General features: G+C 44.2%; 16 protein-coding genes and 2 pseudogenes. 5 read left to right on the top strand and 13 right to left on the bottom strand.

The features are described from left to right. Positions 1-74: 74 nt before the first annotated feature. The 6 genes from QUA78_RS14585 to QUA78_RS14560 form a co-directional block, all read right to left on the bottom strand. A complete protein-coding gene (locus QUA78_RS14585) occupies positions 75-1,169 on the bottom strand; it encodes a T3SS effector HopA1 family protein (RefSeq protein WP_333299997.1) in 1,095 nt (364 codons plus the stop codon). A 55-nt stretch (positions 1,170-1,224) separates the two neighbouring features. Then, positions 1,225-2,370, bottom strand: a complete 1,146-nt coding sequence (locus QUA78_RS14580) for a hypothetical protein (RefSeq protein ID WP_333299996.1) — start codon at positions 2,368-2,370, stop codon at positions 1,225-1,227. 151 nt (positions 2,371-2,521) lie between these two features. After that, entirely contained in the window at positions 2,522-2,713 is a 192-nt protein-coding gene (locus QUA78_RS14575; RefSeq protein ID WP_333299995.1) for a hypothetical protein, read from the bottom strand. Between the two features lie 333 nt (positions 2,714-3,046). Next, a complete protein-coding gene (locus QUA78_RS14570; protein WP_333299994.1) occupies positions 3,047-3,241 on the bottom strand; it encodes a bacteriocin in 195 nt (64 codons plus the stop codon). A 90-nt stretch (positions 3,242-3,331) separates the two neighbouring features. After that, a complete protein-coding gene (locus tag QUA78_RS14565) occupies positions 3,332-4,450 on the bottom strand; it encodes a T3SS effector HopA1 family protein (RefSeq protein ID WP_333299993.1) in 1,119 nt (372 codons plus the stop codon). Between the two features lie 17 nt (positions 4,451-4,467). Continuing rightward, positions 4,468-5,637, bottom strand: coding sequence for a phosphotransferase (locus QUA78_RS14560; RefSeq protein ID WP_333299992.1), 1,170 nt, complete (start codon positions 5,635-5,637; stop codon positions 4,468-4,470). Positions 5,638-5,848: 211 nt separating this feature from the next. On the opposite strand from QUA78_RS14560, the pseudogene QUA78_RS32860 reads away from it, so the two are divergent. Beyond that, positions 5,849-6,510, top strand: a pseudogene (locus QUA78_RS32860) (cysteine peptidase family C39 domain-containing protein). A gap of 633 nt (positions 6,511-7,143) precedes the next feature. On the opposite strand, the gene QUA78_RS14545 reads toward QUA78_RS32860, so the two are convergent. The 3 genes from QUA78_RS14545 to QUA78_RS14535 form a co-directional block, all read right to left on the bottom strand. Beyond that, positions 7,144-9,363, bottom strand: coding sequence for a PAS domain S-box protein (locus tag QUA78_RS14545; protein ID WP_333299989.1), 2,220 nt, complete (start codon positions 9,361-9,363; stop codon positions 7,144-7,146). A 414-nt stretch (positions 9,364-9,777) separates the two neighbouring features. Next, positions 9,778-11,256: a leucyl aminopeptidase gene (locus tag QUA78_RS14540; protein ID WP_333299988.1), complete on the bottom strand. Its 1,479-nt coding sequence runs from the start codon at positions 11,254-11,256 to the stop codon at positions 9,778-9,780. Positions 11,257-11,342: 86 nt separating this feature from the next. Beyond that, positions 11,343-12,521 carry a transposase gene (locus tag QUA78_RS14535; RefSeq protein ID WP_333299987.1) on the bottom strand — a complete coding sequence of 393 codons (1,179 nt, stop codon included), beginning with the start codon at positions 12,519-12,521 and terminating at the stop codon, positions 11,343-11,345. Positions 12,522-12,971: 450 nt separating this feature from the next. Here QUA78_RS14535 and QUA78_RS14530 point away from each other — a divergent pair, with 450 nt between their 5' ends. Continuing rightward, positions 12,972-15,176 carry a transglycosylase SLT domain-containing protein gene (locus QUA78_RS14530; RefSeq protein ID WP_333299986.1) on the top strand — a complete coding sequence of 735 codons (2,205 nt, stop codon included), beginning with the start codon at positions 12,972-12,974 and terminating at the stop codon, positions 15,174-15,176. A gap of 140 nt (positions 15,177-15,316) precedes the next feature. Here QUA78_RS14530 and QUA78_RS14525 read toward each other — a convergent pair whose 3' ends face one another. Beyond that, positions 15,317-15,814 carry a pentapeptide repeat-containing protein gene (locus tag QUA78_RS14525; protein ID WP_333299985.1) on the bottom strand — a complete coding sequence of 166 codons (498 nt, stop codon included), beginning with the start codon at positions 15,812-15,814 and terminating at the stop codon, positions 15,317-15,319. A gap of 109 nt (positions 15,815-15,923) precedes the next feature. On the opposite strand from QUA78_RS14525, the gene QUA78_RS14520 reads away from it, so the two are divergent. After that, positions 15,924-16,292 carry a phage holin family protein gene (locus QUA78_RS14520; RefSeq protein WP_333299984.1) on the top strand — a complete coding sequence of 123 codons (369 nt, stop codon included), beginning with the start codon at positions 15,924-15,926 and terminating at the stop codon, positions 16,290-16,292. Between the two features lie 4 nt (positions 16,293-16,296). Here QUA78_RS14520 and QUA78_RS14515 read toward each other — a convergent pair whose 3' ends face one another. Beyond that, entirely contained in the window at positions 16,297-17,088 is a 792-nt protein-coding gene (locus QUA78_RS14515; protein ID WP_333299983.1) for a cobalamin biosynthesis protein, read from the bottom strand. 122 nt (positions 17,089-17,210) lie between these two features. Here QUA78_RS14515 and QUA78_RS14510 point away from each other — a divergent pair, with 122 nt between their 5' ends. After that, positions 17,211-17,573 (top strand): hypothetical protein, encoded by a 363-nt coding sequence (locus tag QUA78_RS14510; protein ID WP_333299982.1) that lies wholly within the window; start codon positions 17,211-17,213, stop codon positions 17,571-17,573. A 50-nt stretch (positions 17,574-17,623) separates the two neighbouring features. Here the strand turns inward: QUA78_RS14510 and QUA78_RS14505 are convergent. Further along, positions 17,624-17,866, bottom strand: a pseudogene (locus tag QUA78_RS14505) (TetR/AcrR family transcriptional regulator); the annotation flags it as partial. 75 nt (positions 17,867-17,941) lie between these two features. Here QUA78_RS14505 and QUA78_RS14500 point away from each other — a divergent pair. Continuing rightward, positions 17,942-18,304, top strand: a complete 363-nt coding sequence (locus QUA78_RS14500) for a hypothetical protein (protein ID WP_333299981.1) — start codon at positions 17,942-17,944, stop codon at positions 18,302-18,304. An 8-nt stretch (positions 18,305-18,312) separates the two neighbouring features. Here QUA78_RS14500 and QUA78_RS14495 read toward each other — a convergent pair whose 3' ends face one another. Beyond that, positions 18,313-18,834, bottom strand: coding sequence for a GNAT family N-acetyltransferase (locus tag QUA78_RS14495; protein WP_333299980.1), 522 nt, complete (start codon positions 18,832-18,834; stop codon positions 18,313-18,315). Position 18,835 lies beyond the last annotated feature (1 nt).

Here is an 18,835-nt window from a genome sequence, read left to right as displayed (position 1 = left end):
TACAGTCAACAGTCAACCGTCAACACTCAACAATTCCGGAGGAGTGCAACCGGAATTGATATCACACCGTTGGTTCAGTCCAATAATGTGTAGATATCTTCCGAGTTAGGATTGAGATAGGGACGCTCTATGTCAAGCCCCAACCGCTCAAAGTGTTGGATGATATATTTCATCCGAGCTTCTGAAGATTCATCACCGTTCTGATGAGCTGCTAACAAAGCATTGGCAACAATTTCGCAGCGGTTTTCTCCAAACTCTTGTTGAAGTCCAAACTTCAGTTCAGAAGCCGGATGTTCGGCTAACCCAATACCAGGTGCGAGTACCTTAGTAAATAGGGGAACCTGCTCCCGAAAGTGAGATTTATTTTCTGCGTAAATCGCCTGTAAGACTGGTAAAAGAATTTCTTTGTATCGGTAAGACTCGTCTGGATTATAAGGAAATTTCAGAAATCCTGAGTTATACAAGCTGTAGTTTAAAGGATTGTGTAACACCTCGAAGCCGAAGGGGACTTTCACTTCATTCAATTTTGTCGTTACGCACTTCATGGCAGAAACGGCAGCTTCAGGACTAAAGTTGAAGTAAACAATTATTCCGTCACTGTGAAATTTTAGAGGCGGTAAACCACCTATGCCATCGCCATTTGCTCTATACCTATTTCCATTAATAAAGCTAGAAGGTAACGATACTGCTACTGGATCGTTTACAGTAGCTGATTGCAAAGATAAAGGAAGATGGCGTTCTCGCTGGATGTGTAGAACCACACCATCGAATTCTGCGGCAAGGCTACCATCAGCTTCCTGTCTAATGATGCGGTAACCTGGGTGAAACCAACCTCTCCCACTATTGTTTCTATCCAGTTGTTCATAAAATTCCCAGTCTATTCCTCTGGAATCTATTTCTTGGAGAATTTGCTCGTTTGTCTTAATTCCTGAGCAGACTTCTCTGACCCGCGAACCTTCAAAGTAAATGCTATGTATAAATTCTAATAACTGGGAATTTAAATACTTATATTGAATTTCCTGAGGCATTTTTTGCAGTTGTGCTACAGTAGCAGCAGGAGTTTCTATAAGAGGATAGTGAGAATGACTAATGCGGAATTCGGAGGATTCTATTTGAATATTGTCAGCAATATCATGTAAAGTCTTCTGTAAAGTAGGTGGGAATTGCATGATAGATACTCCTACATCCAGTTGTAACAGGGTATTGAATCAAAAATTATAAAATTTAAATTGACAGGAATTTTTCTGGTTTGCATAGTAATTGTGCAGCAATGAAAAAATAGAGGTTCTGGTGACTTAAAGCCATCTCTGGCTGAAGTTGAAAGTCTGTTAAGAGTTGATAAATTAAACCAAGTCCAGCAAACTGAATAACCCGTTTGAGAAATTCCGGATAATCTTCTAAAACTTTTGGGTAAGTATTGATATAAGCTTTGGTCATGGCTACAATTGAAGGACGAACGACTTCTAGAGGGATTGTGGCTAGCTGTATAGATTTTTTGATTTCAATAGCAGGATGCACAATCATACTGTCGATCCACAAGAGAAAATAGCCAAGAATTGCTTTTCCTAGATCGCAAGCTGGATCGCCCCAACTGCATGATTCCCAATCAATAAGCTTAATTAGGCTTCGATCGGAATGCTGAATTTCCGATACAAAATTCTCCCAATGCTGGGGTATAAAAATCTTATGAAATTGAATATTATTGTGTGTTAAGCAGCAGTGGCGATGATTCAACACCAGTTCTGTAACTACTTCCCTCACAGCTTCAGATTGTTGAAAAATACCAAGAAATCTCCAAGAAACAGCTTGAGTCTTCTTTAAACTCTCAGGTTCAATTCGGCTGACAAGATAGTCAGAAAGATAATCAGGATAAGAAAGTTGGTAATTAAGTTTACATTCTTCCAGTTCAGTCAGAAAAGTGTAGCACTCCTGAGAACTCATCGTCTGTGAATGTAGCTTTGCTAAAGTCGTTCCCACCAATTCTGCAAGCGCAATTGGGAAAGTTACCTGATTTTCATAATAACTTTGTAAGGCAATATAATTATTGGGACATTTGTATATTAGTACCGAATTGCTGTTATCAAAGTGCCGAATTTCTGGAGTTAATGATGAGACGTAATCTAAATCTTTGCGAGACTGCAAAAATTTATAAAGATGCCACTCTTTGGAAATCCTAACATCGTTAGTAAGTGTACTAAAATGAGGTAGCTGCTTAACAAATAGCTTGCCCTGATTTTGGGTCAACTCGATTACCCAATGAAAAGTCCTGCTATTAACGCCAACCTTGAGATAGCCTAAGTCCTCTTTTTGGCATATAGCAGCATCAATTAAGTAATCAAATAAGTTTTTGTAGTTGAGTTTGATACTCACAAAAAGCCTTTTTCTTCTTATCAAACGAGTGTGTTTTCGGACATGGTGAATTGAATACAAGAAATAAATTATAGAGTGGGTATTAGCCCACTCTATATTTAACTATGCAAAATTAGTTTTACGTGCCAAGTGTCAGGCTTTGGACGAGCAATTAATGCTCACAGAGCAATAAGCTTAAGCCGCTCAGCTTCACCTGCACGTCTATACCTCCTCTTACTTGAACCAATTCACTATCGGTCAGTTCATTCAAGAAGCTTTCAGAATCGGCAAACAAGTCAGTTCCGGCGACTGTGACATCATTATTTTTGTCATCATTTTTGTCATCATTTTTGGGATTAATCATTTGAGTTTCCTTTCAATGTGGGTTTGATTTGTACTCTAGCATACAGTATTCTCCAGTAGGAAGTTCTTCTGCCATAAGAGCTAATCTTCATCACAACTTCATCTGCGTATGTATATCAATAGAATTAGCATTCAGGTATGTATAAATTTTAACGACTGAGAACTTAAGTACCGATATAGTCACGAAAAGCTTTTTTGTGATGAGCGGGGGAGTATACTTTATGACTTTTTAATTGAATGGAATAATTACAGAATGGGTATCGATCCGTTCTGTAATTATTCAAAGCAAGTTAACTTTACATGACAAATGTCAAGTTTTGAACAGGAAATTGACTTAACCACACAATAGTAGGCTAAGGTTGCTTGGCGCAGGTGCCGGCCCACAAGCCTTTCCTGGTTTACGTCCACCTCTTACCTGCTGTAATTCATCATCGGTTAGTTCATTCAAGAAGCTTTCGGAATCGGCAAACAAGTCAGTTCCGGCGATTGTCACGTCATTATTTTCGTCGTTATTTTTGGGATTAATCATTTGAGTTCCCTTTCAATGTGTGTTTGATTTCTACTATACCGTACAGTATTCTCCCGTAGGAAGTTCTTCTGCCATAAGAGCTAATCTTCATCAAAACTTCATCTGCGTATATATATCAAGAGAATTAGCATTCAGGTAGGAACGCAGCAATTCAACTCCCAAAAGTGAGAATTGCTTGAGGATAGAGGTCATCCGCGCCTCTGGGGAGTCATCGACCGAGTGCCAAGCCTCCAGCAAGCCATTAGCAACTATTTGGCAGCGGTTCATCCCAAAGCTTTCTTGGTCGGCAAATTTGCTGTCTGGTTCCTCTGCTAGACCAACGCCTGGTGCCAGGAACTTGGTGAATAGGGGGACATCTGCGTTAAAGTGCGCTTTTGTTTCTGCATAAACACTCTCAAGAACCTGCCGGACGGCTTCATAGTGACTCTTCTCGAAATAGAGTACGCCTGAGTCATAGCGCTGATAGTCACCTGGGTTGTATAGCGTCTTAAAATGAAAGGGAATCGAGATGTTGTTTAACTGCTGCGTCAGACTTTCCATGACCGCTACAGAACCTTCTGGGTTGAAATTGAAGTAAATTCGCACGATTTCTAATTCGCGGTCAGGATGACTGTGACTCCGCAGTCCGGCATTGCCAACTGCCACGTAGAACCCGTTCTGCACTAAATTACGAGGCATTCGGATCGCCACCAACTCACCGATAGCAGCGTTTTCGGCGAGTTGCAGATGCTTCTCAGGCTTAATGTGTAAAGTCAAACCGCCCTTATTCACAGCAAGAGTGCCGTCGCTTTCTTGCCTCACCACATACCAACCTCGATCGAAATAGCCAGTGCCCCCATTGCAGGAGTGCAATTGTTCGTAAAATGCTATATCTACTCCTAAGCGGGTGTTATTTTCTAAATCTTGGTGCAGTGCCAAACTATCTAAATCGGCGTCTGGTGCGAAAAGCGATCGCATAGAGCCATTGTAATAGATACCGTAGAGAAAACTTCGCAGTTGCAGGCTCAAATACTTATTCTGAATATCCGCAGGCATTCGCTGGAAGCGGACGACCACTTCATCTGGTAATTCCAAAGGTTTGTAATTTGGATGGCTAATACAGAAGTTGGAATGGATTTGCACATTATTAACAATGTCTTGCAAAGTATCCAGTAGCTGTTGTGAAGCAAAATCTGGCTGTTGAGTTTGAGAAAAATTTTCTAGTTGCATGATAGTTTCGTTGCGATTTAAACATCAATAGCAGCAGAAGACCTGAGTTGAGTTAATTCTGTAGCTGCGGTTCCGAAAACAGTCGCCAAGGATTGTTCCGGACGACATAACAAACTCTTGGCAACTTGAAGCATACAAATTCCCTGATTGCTAAAGGATTTTTGGTACTGAATCATTGCTTGAATCTGTTGAATTAATGCCAATCCTGCAAATTGCACGACTCGCAGCAAGAAATCGGGGCGATGCTCTAAAATCTCCGGGAAGTTGTCAAAATAAGCTTTTGTCAGAGCAGCAATGGAAGGTTGAAGGTGTTCCAGTGGGGTCATAGCCAGACGCAGAGATTCTTCAATAGTCAGAGACTTACTAATAACTAAGCTAGTCAGCCAGATTTGCAGGTAGCTGGCAATGAGTGTTGCCAAATCAAAGGCAGGATCTCCCCAAGAAGAGCGTTCCCAATCAATCAGCCGCACGATGTTGGAACTTTCTTGTTCCCAATTTTTGTGGAGAAGAATGTTGTTGAGTTTGAGGTCATTGTGGGTCAAGCAGCAGGGTTGGAAAGCATCGGCAAGTTCCCTCATTGCCTGCCCTAAGCTTTCGTATCGCTGATAGAGCTTAAAAAATTTCAGCCCATCTGCGGGAATTATACCAAAAATTTCCGGCCCTATCTCTTCTATACTGCGAAGCCAGTTAGGGACATGAGCAGGGCTTAGATGATCGGGTTTGGCAGAGAGGAATTCCTGATAGTTTTGGCGGTTGAAAGTCGCTCGATGGATGGTGGCGAGGATGGTGGCGATCGCTATAGCAATTTCACTGTTAAAACTATTGTCTTTTTGGTAATAATTCGCTAAATTATCATATTCATCTAAATATCTCTGGACAATAATAGAATTCTCCAGATCAAAATGCAGCACATCAGGTAAAAATAGGCATAGGTAATTTAGTTCTGAAAATTCCTGTAAGAATTCTTTGATCCGCCACTCTCCAAAAAGCTCTCCTGCTGCTTGCCCCGAATGATTATGCCGCTCTTGCTTAATTAATAGCTTACGACTATCAGGGAAAGTCACTAATAAGTTAAAGTTTTTAGCGGCAACTAGCTCTATCTTAATTAGTGCTTGTTCAAAATTATTGCCTAAGCTATGCTCGACTAAATAATTGAAAACATTCTGAGAATTTAACAGGAATGGCATAAGCAACTCTTTTTAAATATGAATTAAGCTTTCGTTTGCGGTGGTTATTTGCCCGACAACGTAGCGTCAACGAATTCTCACTAGATAAATCATGTCTTCGTAATTTTCTGGCAACACCTCATAGTCTCCACCGGAAATACGAACACTTTACCGTCCACCAAGAGTATATTTGCATAAGTGGGGTACTCTGGGATGGTTTTTTTTATCAATTATGCAATTTGTCTTGATTCGGAAAATTTTAGAGCAAACTAAACCCAATCGCACTAGCACTCCTACACTACTGCAAATGGAAGCTGTAGAATGTGGCGCTGCTGCTTTGGGAATTATTCTAAGCTATTATAACTGCATTGTGCCCCTAGAAGAACTGCGTCGCGAATGCAATGTATCGCGAGATGGTACGAGCGCGGCTAATATATTGAAAGCAGGCCGCAATTATGGCTTAACTGGGAAAGGATTTAAGAACGCCCCTAGTACAAAAGATTACCTCAATCTCCCTTCATTGTATTTTGGAATTTTAACCACTTTGTGGTAGTAGAGGGGTTCGGGAAAAAGTGCGTTTATCTCAATGACCCGGCTACGGGACGGCGAACGGTTTCCCTCGAAGAGTTCGATCGCGCTTACACAGGGGTTATCCTGGTAATGGAACCTGGCCCTTCTTTTCAAAAGGGCGGTAAAAAAAGGAACACTCTCGCCGCTTTAGTGTCGCGGTTGCGGCACTCTTGGGGTACCATCTTATTCTGCCTGTTCGCGGGGTTTTTGCTCAACGTTCCTCGCTACGATCGCCTCCTGACCGGAATAGCCGTGGTTTTTGCCTCGATTAATTTCTTCGCCCTCCAGTTGATGTTGCGGACGCGGAAGGGGGAAAAACTTTAAGACATTATATTCTTTCTATTGAGTTCTCTCCCAAGCTACAATTAATTGAGTTCCGGCTGATATTTGACGAGATATCACCTCTCTAACGATCGGGAACCTGCGTCACAAGTATGCGATCGTGCTTTAATAGATAAAAAACGTTGTATGTGAGGGCGGTGACTATTTTGTAAGATGGTTAGTGGCTCTGTTGCAGCTAATCGTTCTCTTCTAACTTGTTGCTGTGATTGTAACAACTTGTGCGAGCATCTGAAGCGTAAATAGCTGTTGTGGGTTGAGATATTTTTCGAGGATGTTGTGATAGAATGAGGGTAACATATTATAACTTGGGTCTTGTTGTATTAACGAGACCTTTGCTTTTTATCACAACTAAGTGCTTTTTACTCTCTTGAGATTCTTTTGTCTGTCGGCCCAAATTTATGAAGTGAGTCCCAATCGCGAAAACACTAGCCTGTAATCGTTTGGGGGCGATTGTCGCCCCCTGAACTGGATTTTACCAGGACGATGCTACCGGATTTGATATGAGCTGGTTTTCACTTCCTACTCCAGCCAGTTTTCCTTTTTTGATAGTTCTACTGCCCGATTTAGAGTGAGCGATAGCTTCTGCCAAAGTCTTGATACTTCCGTCGGACTAATTCATAAAGGAATCTCGATCGCAAATTCCGTACCTTCTCCTAGGGCGGAACGGCAGCTAAGGGCTCCGGCGTGTTTTTCCACGACAATTCGGTAACTGATGGCTAACCCCAAACCAGTGCCTTTTCCCATCGGTTTTGTCGTGAAAAACGGGTCAAACAATCGGGTCCGCACGTCTTCTGTCATGCCTATCGCATTATCGGCAATGCGGATGCAAATACTATTTTCGTTCAGGGCTTCTGTGCGAATGCTAATAGTTGGTTCCCAATCGTTGCCGACGGCCGCTCGCCTTTTTTGGTTGCAAGCATCTTCCAAGGCGTCAATACTGTTGCTAAGCAGATTCATAAATACCTGATTTAGCTGACCTGCATAACATTCTATTAAGGGGAGTTTCCCGTAATCTTTGATTACTTTTATTTCAGGATATTCGCCTCGTGCTCGCAGTTTGTTGTGCAAAATTAGGAGCGTATTATCTATGCCTTCGTGAAGGTTAATAGGCTTCTTTACCGAGTCGTCTAAACGCGAGAAGTTTCGCAAGCTCAGAACTATTTCGCGAATGCGATCGGCTCCCATTTTCATGGAAGATAATATTTTAAGCAAATCTTCTCTCAGAAATCCTAAATCGATATTATCAATAAATTGTTGAATTTCTACCGCTGGCTGAGGATAGTGTTTTTGGTAAAGTTCCACAAGCTGCAACAAGTCTCTGATATATTGGCTGGCATAGGAAATATTGCCGTAGATAAAACTGACAGGGTTATTAATTTCGTGAGCTACTCCAGCTACCATTTGACCGAGACTTGACATTTTTTCGGTATGAATTAGGTGAGCTTGAGTTTCTCGGAGTTCTTTGAGGGCGATTTCTAGCTGCTGGGATCTGTTGTTGGCGATCGCCTCGGAGAGCCGCAAAGCATCCTCCGCTGCTTTGCGCTCTGTCATGTCAAAAATGGCACCGTTGAGGGAGAAAACTTGACCTGCTGCGTTGAAAATGGCTTGACCTTTCTCTGCAACCCACCGCACATTTCCGTCGCAGTGAATCAGGCGATATTCGAGCGTGTAAGGTTGTTTTGTCTTAATAGCCCGATCGATAGTTGTCTCGATATGCTGCACGTCATTGGGATGAACTATACTAGAAAAAGCCTGCACAGGTTTTTGCATAAAGTTAGCTGCGGGATAGCCGGAAATAGCTTCTATGCCGCTGCTGATAAAAGTTAAGCTCGATCGCCCAGCAGCACTGCACCGGTAAACCGCACCGGGAATGCTAGAAACTAATGACCTAAATTCTTCTTCCCTTTCTCGCAAAGCTGCCTCAATCCGCTTGCGCTCGCTAATGTCGCGAGCAAACGCGCACTGATACTCTTTGCCGTTAAATTCCAAATGGTCGATCGTAATTTCTACCGGAAAAATACGACCGTACTTAGTGAGGTGGTGAACTTCAATATTAACCGAACCGCAGCGTTTTAAGACTTTACAGTGCAAACTCCAAGCAGTTTGGGGAAAATCTGGATTGATGTCGTGCACGGTCATCGAGAGCAATTCTGCGGCAGAATATCCCAATGAAGAGCAAGCAGCGTCGTTGACATACAAAAATTTACCGTCCGGCCCGATCCAGAATACCGCATCTGCCGATCGGTCGATCGCACATTGAGTCAGTTGCAACTGTTCCTCAACCCGCTGGCGATCGGCAATTTCTTTTTCTAACTGTTCGTTAAGCGAATTGAGAGCTAAAGCGCGATCGACAATAGTATCTGAAGAATAAAAATTGAGCGATTGTTGTGCCAATTCTCCTTTCTCGATATCATGCTGGTGCTGATTTTCTTCTACCTGTTTTAACGACTGTTGTTGAAATTTTTCTTTTTGATTTAAACCAGACTCGGCAAGTGCTTTCGGCATGACGGCGAGGGCGAATGCGGCTAAAAGCAAACAAATCAAAGCACTTGCAGCTTTGAGAGTTACCGACAGCCAATATATGGAATGCCAAAGCGTCCAAACTTCCGTCAATTTAGCAGCGCCGCAGGCAAAAAAACCAATGGCAAACACCCGGAAAATCTTGCTGTGAGAACCTTGGCGGGTAAAATAAACTAAAGATAGGGCGATCGAGCAATAAGCCAGTGCCGTCAGCGAGTCAAAAACAGCGTAAAGTCGCAACTCCGGCAGCGCGTCGCAGCCGAGTGGGGAAGATACAGCAAGTGTTGAAAAAAAAATTGTTAATTGTTCTTGCATAAAGTTCAAGAAAAAAGTTATCTGTACCAATGCAAATCCGATCAAATATAATTATTTGATTTCTGCTAGTGAAATGTTTACATAATTATATACTTTTTTCATTTTTTATGAAACAGCTATTTTTTCAGGGAATGTCAAAACAGTCTAGGTTGGGCCCGGGGAGCAAAGCTTTCGGCAAGTATGAGCGATTGCGATCGTGTCGCGGCTCGCAACGCTTACGTTCCTCGCAGTCACGGAATACATAAATTCGCCTACTTATGGCTTCTGAAACATTTAAATTTTTAATGATCGTTATTAAGTTTACTTTTAGATGACTTAAGCTGTAAGCCAGGGGTCTTAAACCCCTGGCTCACTCATGGACTAACGGGCTTTTAAGGCAGAGAACATCTCAATGCTTGTGCTGGAAATCCACAATTAAGCGCCGCCCAGCACCCAATGCACCAAAGTCCGAACTCCAAAACCGGTAGCCCCAGGGCCATTGTAGCCATTTTCTTTGTCACTCCAAACCGTGCCGGCAATATCTAAATGCGCCCAAGCAGTATCCTTCACAAACTGCTTCAAAAATAGCGCCGCCGTAATCGACCCGCCGGGACGCGGGCCAGTGTTTTTCATGTCGGCGTGCAATGCTTTCAAGCCCTCAAAATATTTTTCTTCCATCGGCATTCGCCAAAATTTTTCTCCTGCCAATTCTGAGGCGGCGACTATTTCGGCGGCGACGCTATCTTGAGGACTCCACAAACCCGCGATATCTTCGCCTAAAGCAATTACGCAGGCCCCGGTTAGAGTTGCTAAATCGACAATTGCATCAACTCCCAATTTATCAGCAAATACCAAAGCATCGGCCAGGGTTAAACGGCCTTCTGCGTCGGTATTGTTGACTTCAATTGTTTTGCCGTTGGAAGCTGTAAGGATATCTCCAGGGCGCATGGCGCGGCCGCTAATCATGTTTTCAGTGACGGCGCTGATAAAGTGAACTTCCACATCGGGTTTGATGTGCCCGATCGCCTTTGCCGCTCCCAAAGTAGCCGCAGCGCCGCCCATATCTACTTTCATCATTTCAATGCCGCTGCCCGCTCCTTTGATGTTCAAACCGCCGGAATCAAAGGTCAATCCTTTGCCCACAATTGCTATTTTGCGGCGCGGTGTACCTTCGGGTTTGTAAGTGAGGTGGATGAATTTTGGCGGTAAATCAGATGCTAGGGCAACGCCGAGAAAAGCTCCCATGCCTAGTTTTTCGCAGTCTTCCCGCTCCAATATTTCTAATTCTAAACCGCATTCGGCAGCTAGACTTTGAGCGGTTTCGGCCATTGTAATCGGGGTGACAAAATTTGCCGGTGCTGCGACTAATTCCCGTGCTAAAATGACTCCGGCAGTGATTTGGCGGGCGCGGGCGATCGCACTTTCAGTACCGGCAAAACCGAGCAAATGAATTTGTTCGAGTTGCGGGCTTTTGTCTTCATGTTCCGATTTGAAACGGTTGTCTTGATTCAAGGAGAGTTCTACACCTTCGGCGATCGCGCTGGCTGTAACATCCGGCGCGTTTTTCCACACTGGAAAGCTAATTCCGAGGGTTTTGCATTTCTCCTTTTTGGCTAACTTGCCGCAAACACCCGCAGCTTGTCGCACCGTGTCTAATTTTAAGTCCTCTGTTTTCCCCAAACCGACGATCGCAATTTTGCGAATGGGATTATTGCCGCCGACGCGGGTGATGGCGCTCGTACCAGCTTTGCCCTTAAAATCTACTTCCAGTAGCAGCTCTTTCAAGGTGCCTGCAAGCTTTTCATCTAATTGTGCCAGCTCCCCGGTGAGTTCCAGGGCGTCCTCAAATAGACCAATTGCCAAGGCGTCTCCGGTCCAAACAGAGCGGGGCGTATCGGTGACTAGAAATTCCATGTTTTGATTTAGAGTTGAGATTTTAGACTTTAGATTGTACTTTTTGACACCCCCCCGGCCCAAGCGCGAGGGATTCTAGCGGTTGTCTAAGACGAGGCTGAAGCCGTCGTCAAAGACGCATCACCAGTTAAGGGACTGTCATTGACCCCATCCTCTGAATCAACGATTTCCATTGCAGACACCGCTTTCTGAAGATTCAAAGGACACGCAAATCCTACCCACTGCCCAATATTTTGCGAAGCGTTCCAGTCCGCGTTACAGCGATACCCATCAAATCCTTTGAACTGGTGCTTGACTCGTTTGCCGATAACACCATTTCGATGATCCGATTTACTGGTATAGGGTGCCGGCACCGACTCAACGGGAACACCTGCACGAATCGCTTTATAGCGAGTGAAGATTTCAAGCTGATAAAACGCCCAAGCATCTCGGTTCTGAGCTGCATCCGATTTGGTTTTCTTGCGTTGCTTTGAGGTACTTCTGATTTCAGAAAGATCCTCAAACCGCAATCCCATTCCGAAGTATGAAGCAAACTGAACCAACTGCCTAGAAATCTCGTGATTGATCTGCGTCATGATGCGACGCTCACGCGATTCTAGCTGCTTAACCTTTTTCAGCTTTTTCGCTTCTTGGAGAACCTTACGGGTTTTCTGAAACCGTCGTCGGGCGGCTTTAACTTTGCGACCATTCCAGAACTTGCCGAAGGAGTTGGGCAGTGCTGCGACTGCAATATTGTTTTGTCCTCGATCGACTCCAATCCAACCTTTAACATCACCTGCATCGGGAACTTCCATCGATACAGAAATGAGTGCATACCAAACACCTTTTTTGGACTTGCATAGCTTCAGACTGCCTAATTTGGCAGAACCTTCGATCGCTTTATCCAAAACTTCGGTATGCGAGGCGGCATGAACATCAAGAGGAATTCTTCCTTTCCGCCCTCGATAGAGACTGAAAGAGACAGTGAATAAATTGCCCGACTTGAGAACCTCATAACCTTGGTTGTTCACTTCAAGCCACATTTGCTTAAAGTGCTTCACCTTAGTTTTTGCATGGGTATTCCGAATGGTTTGATTGATCCACATCGATCCAATCTCAATATGTCTAAACGCGGCACTCGTCAGCTTTTTACGATCCTTGTTGTCAACTGCCAGCAAATCATTTGCAACAGCCGTATTGACGGCGGTGAGCCGCTCAAATTCAAGTGCTTTGCAGGCATTCAACCTGTGAAACGGAAGCTTTAACGTTAGTGTTAGCTGAGCCATATTAAGAACGACCTTAACTTGACCTGTTAATTGTATCCTGCAAATAGTCGTAGGATATGAAGAATGGTTAAAGATCCGACCCATACTGCGGGAAGACAGCCTGTTGTTAGCTTTCCTCCGCCGGCCCCAGCACGGAGGCTCTAAGCATAAGTTTTGGTAGTTAGTGGTTTGTGGTTTTTCATGGGTGCGGGTAAATAGATCGATCGCACAAATTTTCCGCTCCACATCAAAATAAATTCTGCTACTATATCAGCCAAGTCCGCCTGCGATCGGACATCGCCCCAATCTCAATAATCTGTTTGGGGGCCGGCTGTCCGTTTTGGCCCCACTCTTAACATTTATTTCTCGTTGAACAGGCATCCTGCCTGTGATGGGGTGGAACAGGCATCCTGCCTGTGATAGCTCTTGACAAACGATCGGTTCTTTATTCTTATTCTCTTAAATTTTCCCATGGTAAAACGACGCCGGGCCAAAGTTTCTGTTTTAATCAGCGTTTCAGTTTGCGTTATGGCGATCGGCTCTTTGGTTGCTGGGACGAAATGGACGGGTTTGGGCTCGTTCCAGAAGGCCCAGCAGCCTCTGGAGGCAGCGAATTCCGAATCGGAAGTCAAGATGCTGGTATCGCTGTCACCGAGCGATCGAGAGGCGAAATTAGTTAAACTCGCGGCTACTCAGTCTGCAAGTGCGAACCCGCAGCAGCAAATCTCCCCTCAAAGCCGGGCCCGTTACCTGCTTGCCAGCGATTTAATCCAGCAAGGAAATGCCGTCAAAGCATTAAAATTATTGGACAAATTAGAGCAAGAATATCCGGTTTTAGCTGCTCACATTGCCCTAAAAAGGGCGGAAGCCTACCAATTGAGCGGCGACAAAGGCAAAGCCCAAAAAGCTTGGCAGGAACTGCTCAAAAACTATCCGAACGACCCGGTAGCAGCGGAAGCTTTATATGTTTTAGGCAAGTCCAAACCGGAATATTGGCAACAGGCAATTACTGAATTTCCCGCTCATCCTCGCAGCGTGGAAATTGCCCTCAGCAAGTTAAAAGAAAATCCCAATCAGCCGGAGTTGATGCTGCTCGTAGCAAAATACGGTCATTATGTCAAAGATTACGGTACAATTTTGGAACAACTTGTGCAGCGAAACAGCGCTGCTTTGAAACCGGAAGATTGGGAAGAAATTGCCTTCGGCTATTGGGAAAAACAGGATTACGGTAAAGGAGCTATTGCTTACGGGAAAGCTCCCCGCACCGCCAAAAATCTTTACCGCAAAGCTCGCGGTTTGTGGCTCGACGGCAAAATCCCGGAATCTAGAATTGCCTATCAAGAATTAGTGCGGGAGTTTCCCGATGCCGAAGATAGTGGTTTGGGTTTAATTCGGCTGTCGCGCTTGAACGAACCGAAAGAAGCGATCGTTTTGCTCGATCGAGTTATTAGCAAATTTCCCAATTATGCCGCCGAAGCTTTGTTAGATAAATCCCAACTTCTCGACAAAGCACGCAGCGGTCAATCCGCCTCAGATACCCGGAAGTTGCTCTTGACAAAATACAATAATTCTGATAAAGCCGGCGAATTGCGGTGGACGATCGCCCAGCAGTATGCCAAAGGCGGAGATTTAAAATCAGCTTGGCAGTGGGCGAGAGAATTAAGCACCCACAATCCAGACAGCGAACAAGCTCCAGAAGCAACATTTTGGGTCGGGAAATGGGCAAAGCAACTCGGCCGCGAACAAGACGCTAATACTGCATTTGAGTACACTCTCTTACGCTATCCAGAATCATATTTTGCGTGGCGATCGGCTGTACTTCTCGGCTGGCCCGTAGGCGACTTTACCACAGTCCGAAATTTGTCTCCCAATGTAGTGCGGCCCCCTCAGCGCCCCGAACCAACCGCCGGTTCTCCTGCGTTGAAAGAACTCTATCAATTAGGTCAAGATAGAGATGCCTGGACGCTATGGCAAGTAGAATTTATCGACCGCGTAGAACCAAGTATTGCCGAACAGTTTACCGACGGTTTAATGCGAATTGGAGTCGGAGACAATTTAGACGGTTTGTGGATGGTTGGGAGTTTGCGCCAGCGCGACAAACCAGATGATAGAACCCAATACCTCGCTTTCAGACAGGAGCCGGCTTATTGGCAAGCACTTTATCCTTTTCCTTACTTAGAAACAATTGTCAAATGGTCGCAAGAACGCAAAATAAATCCAGTATTAGTGACAGCATTAATCCGGCAAGAATCGCGGTTTATGCCCGCTATCAAATCATCAGTTGGCGCTACCGGTTTAATGCAAGTAATGCCGGAAACAGCAGCTTGGGTTGCTGATAAAATTAGCCTCAAAAAGTATTCATTGGAGAATGTTGACGACAACGTTAAACTCGGTACGTGGTATTTGGATCACACTCACGACGAGTACAAGAATAACTCGATGTTAGCTGTGGCGAGTTACAATGCCGGGCCTAATGCAGTATCAGATTGGTTGAAGAGGTTTAATTTTAGTGACCCGGATGCTTTTGCGGAAAAGATTCCGTTTCCTGAAACGAAAGGATACGTAAAATCGGTCTTTGAGAATTACTGGAATTATCTGCGGATTTACAATCCAGAAGTTAATCAGTTAATGAGTGAGAATTATGCGGCTTCTCTGAAAAAAGCAAAGCCTCAGTAATTCTGGTTTAGGCTGTCAGAAGCCGGAGAGCCTGTTCCTGACAAACAAGTTTATTTGTTGTATTTATTGAGTTGGGGGTGGGCTTCTAGCCCGCCCCTACCAATATTCCAGAAATTGAAATTATGGGATTATAAAATAAATCAGCGGCATCCCAAAGAATCGCGAGTAGAAATCCCTGTTTGGGAATTAATACCGCTTGCCTTTATGCACAATTCTTTAACTTGTGCGCCATCCATAAGTGCATCAGTAAAATCAGCGCCGGTGATATCTACACCCTCAAAAGTAGAACGCAGCAAAATTGTTTCCGCTAAAATTGCATCACTTAAATCGGCATTAGTAAATTTAACTTGATCTGCCATTGCATTAGTTAAATTTGCTCCGTGCAAATTCGCCTGAGTCATCACCGAAGCGCTCATAATTGCTCCCCGCAAATCGGCATTAGAAAAATTAGTCAAGTCCATATTAGCGTTAGAAAACTCAGCGGCCCGCAGCATTTGACCGGAAAAATCGCGTCTTGTCAGTTCGGCGTTGCTAAAGGACAGCGGAGGAGGGTAATATTTAGATTGAGCCTGGGCTGACCGCGGCAGGATGAAGATAGTTAGCGCCAAGAGGAATGCTGCTAGTTGCCGGAGTTTCATAAGTCTGATATTCTCGCAAGGTGGGTATTTCGTAGTGTATCCCGAACTTTGGTCGATCGACTAAACAGTTACAATCTTAATTAATAGTGATGGAGATGGAAAAAAAGATATGCTAAGTTTTTTCTTAACTTGGATAGTCGCAGCGGTTTCGCTGATCGTTACCGCTAACATTGTACCAGGTATTGCGGTGGTTAGCTTTCCGGCGGCGATGCTGGCTGCTGTTGTTATCGGATTGGTGAACGCGGTTGTCAGACCGATTATTACTTTGCTGACGCTGCCTTTGAGTATTATTACTTTAGGTTTGTTTTTGTTTGTTGTGAATGCAATTTCGCTTTCCCTGGCTTCGTGGTTGGCGGGTGCGTTCAGTATCGGCTTTGTGGTTAACGGTTTTTGGCCGGCTTTGTTTGGTTCGATTGTTTTGTCATTCGTTTCTGGGTTGATTGGTCGATTTGTGAATGCCAATACTTTGGCTCAGTAATACATTATCCCAGATACTCGATCGGGCAAACTGCAACCGCTACTGTTACCGCAGAACCCGCCCTAACCCCTCCTTGTGAAAGGGGGGGATTTTTAGTGCGAAATATTTGTTTAGGGACTAAGAGGGGATTTGAACCGCAGATAAACGCAGATGGACGCTGATGATTGATTGATATCTGCGTATATTCGCGTTCATCTGCGGTTAAATTTTCTTCTCTAACTACACAAAGTGCCGCAGCTTCTGCTACGCTGGGCGTCCCGACTTGTTTTGCTGCAATATTTGAAGGATTGGGGACTTCTACTGAACTTAAAATGTCAGCAGCAAAAGTTTTTAACGGCCAATTTCGCGCTTGACAAAGTTCCAGCAAGCCGACTTCACATGCTTTAGTGTCTATTGTCGCAATACCTGCGATCGCACTTTCCGCTAAATGATAACCGCGACATACATTTTGGATCGCAGTTTCGATTAATTCTCGCGCTGTATAGCGTTCGCAACCTATCCCTAGCCACAACACTCTCGGATGCCACTGAACTTTGGGAAAAGCAGACTCCGGCGAAAATCTTCTCTGGGTGAAACTAATCCAAATTCTGGCTTTGATAGTGGATAGATTTTCCCCCTCCCAACACAAACAATGTTTTTCTGGCAAACTATTTCGCCACAACGTAGAACCAACTTCTTGAATTACTTCGACAGTTTCCCCTCTCGCAATAGCTGTCGCCACTCCTGTCCAGTCCCCTTCCCCGCCCCTCCAACTGCTGGGAATGTCTAGCATATCTAACGTAAATTCATCGCTCATTATTCAGTTATCTATTCTGTAGTTTCACTGCGACCGCAAGCTTTAAAAAAATTAACACTTTGTTTGTGGAAAACTTTTGTATAATTATTGTAGCACAAACTACAAAAAATCAAACATTTAAGATGGTAGAATTAAATCAGTTACTGTTAGAGTTTGAAAGAAACCTCAAATCGGAAGGAGTGAAAAAAGAATGGAAAGAGCGCCGGGAAAGTTGGGTTAGCGATGTGGCCGCATCAGTTAACCTGACATATCTAGCAGAATTGCTAGTTGAATTGGAATCTAACTTGCAGGGAAAATCGGTTGATATTCAGTGGCAAGAGCGCCGGGACAGTTGGGTAGCAAAATGTCTGGGAGCATCGATTGTTCAAGAAGTATCAAGTTTATTGCTGGAACTAGAAACCAATATAAATTCGGAAGCTGTGACCGATGAATGGCAGCAGAATCGCGAGAATTGGGTACAGCAAATGCACAAGTTTAAGGAGTAATTTCGACGAGTCAGAGCCTGTAGATATGCGTTTTCAGGCTCTAAAATTTCCTAATGACTAATGACTAATTCTTCATCTTTCTGCAAAACCCCATTCAGAAAAATATCTGCGATTCCTCCAGCCATTTCCTGCATTTGCTGCCGAGAAGCATTCGGCTCCATAATCGTATTTTGACTGAAGCACGCGACTGCAAACATTCCCACAAATACCTGAGCGACAATCTTCGGATTCATCTTTGGATAAACTTGTTTTTCCATCGCCGTTTCCAAACAAGCCTCAGCCACATCGTTCATTATAAAAAACCAACAGTCTAAATCAATAAAATTTGTACAAAAATAGCACATACTGCAAACAAGACAAAATTTAATATGGTAGAACTAAACCAATTACTGTTAGAGTTTCAATCCCACCTAAACGGGGACGCAGTGACGGAAGAATGGAATGAACGTCGCGACTGTTGGATGAGCGAGGTGTCAGCAGCAATTGACGAAAAACACCTAGCCAAATTGCTAGTTGAATTAGAATCTAATTTTCAGCGGGAAGCGGTACAAAGTCTCTGGAAAATACTCAGGGCAAGTTGGGTACAAGAATGTCATATAGCATCGACGCTGGAAGAAGTATCAAGTCTATTGCTGGAGCTTGAAAGCAATACAACTTGGGAAGTCGTGACGGATGAATGGCAGGAAAATCGGGAGAATTGGGTACAGGAAATGTACTATTTTATAGAGTAATCATTCACTTAATCCAAATCAACTTTCATGGTGAATGATGTCCCTCCTGTGCGGTTGATTGTCTCGCTTCCCTCAATTAATTTAAATCCACAGCGCTCGTACAAACTCAGGGCTCGATTCGAGCTTCTGACACTCAGGGATACCGATCGATAAGAGACTTTTGCTGCTGACAACAAACGAGCGAGCAACTGCGTTCCTACACCCTGATTAGTATATTCTGGAAGAACGGCGATCGCCAATTCCGGGGTAGTATCGTCAACCCAGCCAAACCCCTTGTCATCCTCTGTAAACAAACGCAGCCAGGCGGCTCCTACTGGCTGGCTCCCGTTCAATTCGATTGCTGCGAAGCCCAGATCGTTTGCACGTCCCCAATTCTTGACATATTTCGCAATTAAAGGATGATTGACAACCGCTTGCACCGTTGATTCGCCTTCTTCTGCCATGTGCGCCGCTTCATATAGCATTTGCCACAGAAAAGGCTCGTCTTCCTGCGTTAGCGGCCGAATAGAATAGTCCCAAACTTTGCCCATA

It is taken from the genome of Microcoleus sp. K4-B3, assembly GCF_036704615.1.
Classification (GTDB): domain Bacteria; phylum Cyanobacteriota; class Cyanobacteriia; order Cyanobacteriales; family Microcoleaceae; genus Microcoleus.
Note: the sequence above shows the minus strand (reverse complement) of the source record. Positions and strands in the feature narration are given on the sequence as shown.

What these genes read in the sequence shown, in the direction of transcription:
- QUA78_RS14585 (WP_333299997.1), bottom strand. Translation starts at nt 1,169, where the DNA reads ATGCAATTCCCACCTACTTTACAGAAGACTTTACATGATATTGCTGAC.
- QUA78_RS14575 (WP_333299995.1), bottom strand. Translation starts at nt 2,713, where the DNA reads ATGATTAATCCCAAAAATGATGACAAAAATGATGACAAAAATAATGAT.
- QUA78_RS14570 (WP_333299994.1), bottom strand. Translation starts at nt 3,241, where the DNA reads ATGATTAATCCCAAAAATAACGACGAAAATAATGACGTGACAATCGCC.
- QUA78_RS14565 (WP_333299993.1), bottom strand. Translation starts at nt 4,450, where the DNA reads ATGCAACTAGAAAATTTTTCTCAAACTCAACAGCCAGATTTTGCTTCA.
- QUA78_RS14560 (WP_333299992.1), bottom strand. Translation starts at nt 5,637, where the DNA reads ATGCCATTCCTGTTAAATTCTCAGAATGTTTTCAATTATTTAGTCGAG.
- QUA78_RS14545 (WP_333299989.1), bottom strand. Translation starts at nt 9,363, where the DNA reads ATGCAAGAACAATTAACAATTTTTTTTTCAACACTTGCTGTATCTTCC.
- QUA78_RS14540 (WP_333299988.1), bottom strand. Translation starts at nt 11,256, where the DNA reads ATGGAATTTCTAGTCACCGATACGCCCCGCTCTGTTTGGACCGGAGAC.
- QUA78_RS14535 (WP_333299987.1), bottom strand. Translation starts at nt 12,521, where the DNA reads ATGGCTCAGCTAACACTAACGTTAAAGCTTCCGTTTCACAGGTTGAAT.
- QUA78_RS14530 (WP_333299986.1), top strand. Translation starts at nt 12,972, where the DNA reads ATGGTAAAACGACGCCGGGCCAAAGTTTCTGTTTTAATCAGCGTTTCA.
- QUA78_RS14525 (WP_333299985.1), bottom strand. Translation starts at nt 15,814, where the DNA reads ATGAAACTCCGGCAACTAGCAGCATTCCTCTTGGCGCTAACTATCTTC.
- QUA78_RS14520 (WP_333299984.1), top strand. Translation starts at nt 15,924, where the DNA reads ATGCTAAGTTTTTTCTTAACTTGGATAGTCGCAGCGGTTTCGCTGATC.
- QUA78_RS14515 (WP_333299983.1), bottom strand. Translation starts at nt 17,088, where the DNA reads ATGAGCGATGAATTTACGTTAGATATGCTAGACATTCCCAGCAGTTGG.
- QUA78_RS14510 (WP_333299982.1), top strand. Translation starts at nt 17,211, where the DNA reads ATGGTAGAATTAAATCAGTTACTGTTAGAGTTTGAAAGAAACCTCAAA.
- QUA78_RS14500 (WP_333299981.1), top strand. Translation starts at nt 17,942, where the DNA reads ATGGTAGAACTAAACCAATTACTGTTAGAGTTTCAATCCCACCTAAAC.
- QUA78_RS14495 (WP_333299980.1), bottom strand. Translation starts at nt 18,834, where the DNA reads ATGGGCAAAGTTTGGGACTATTCTATTCGGCCGCTAACGCAGGAAGAC.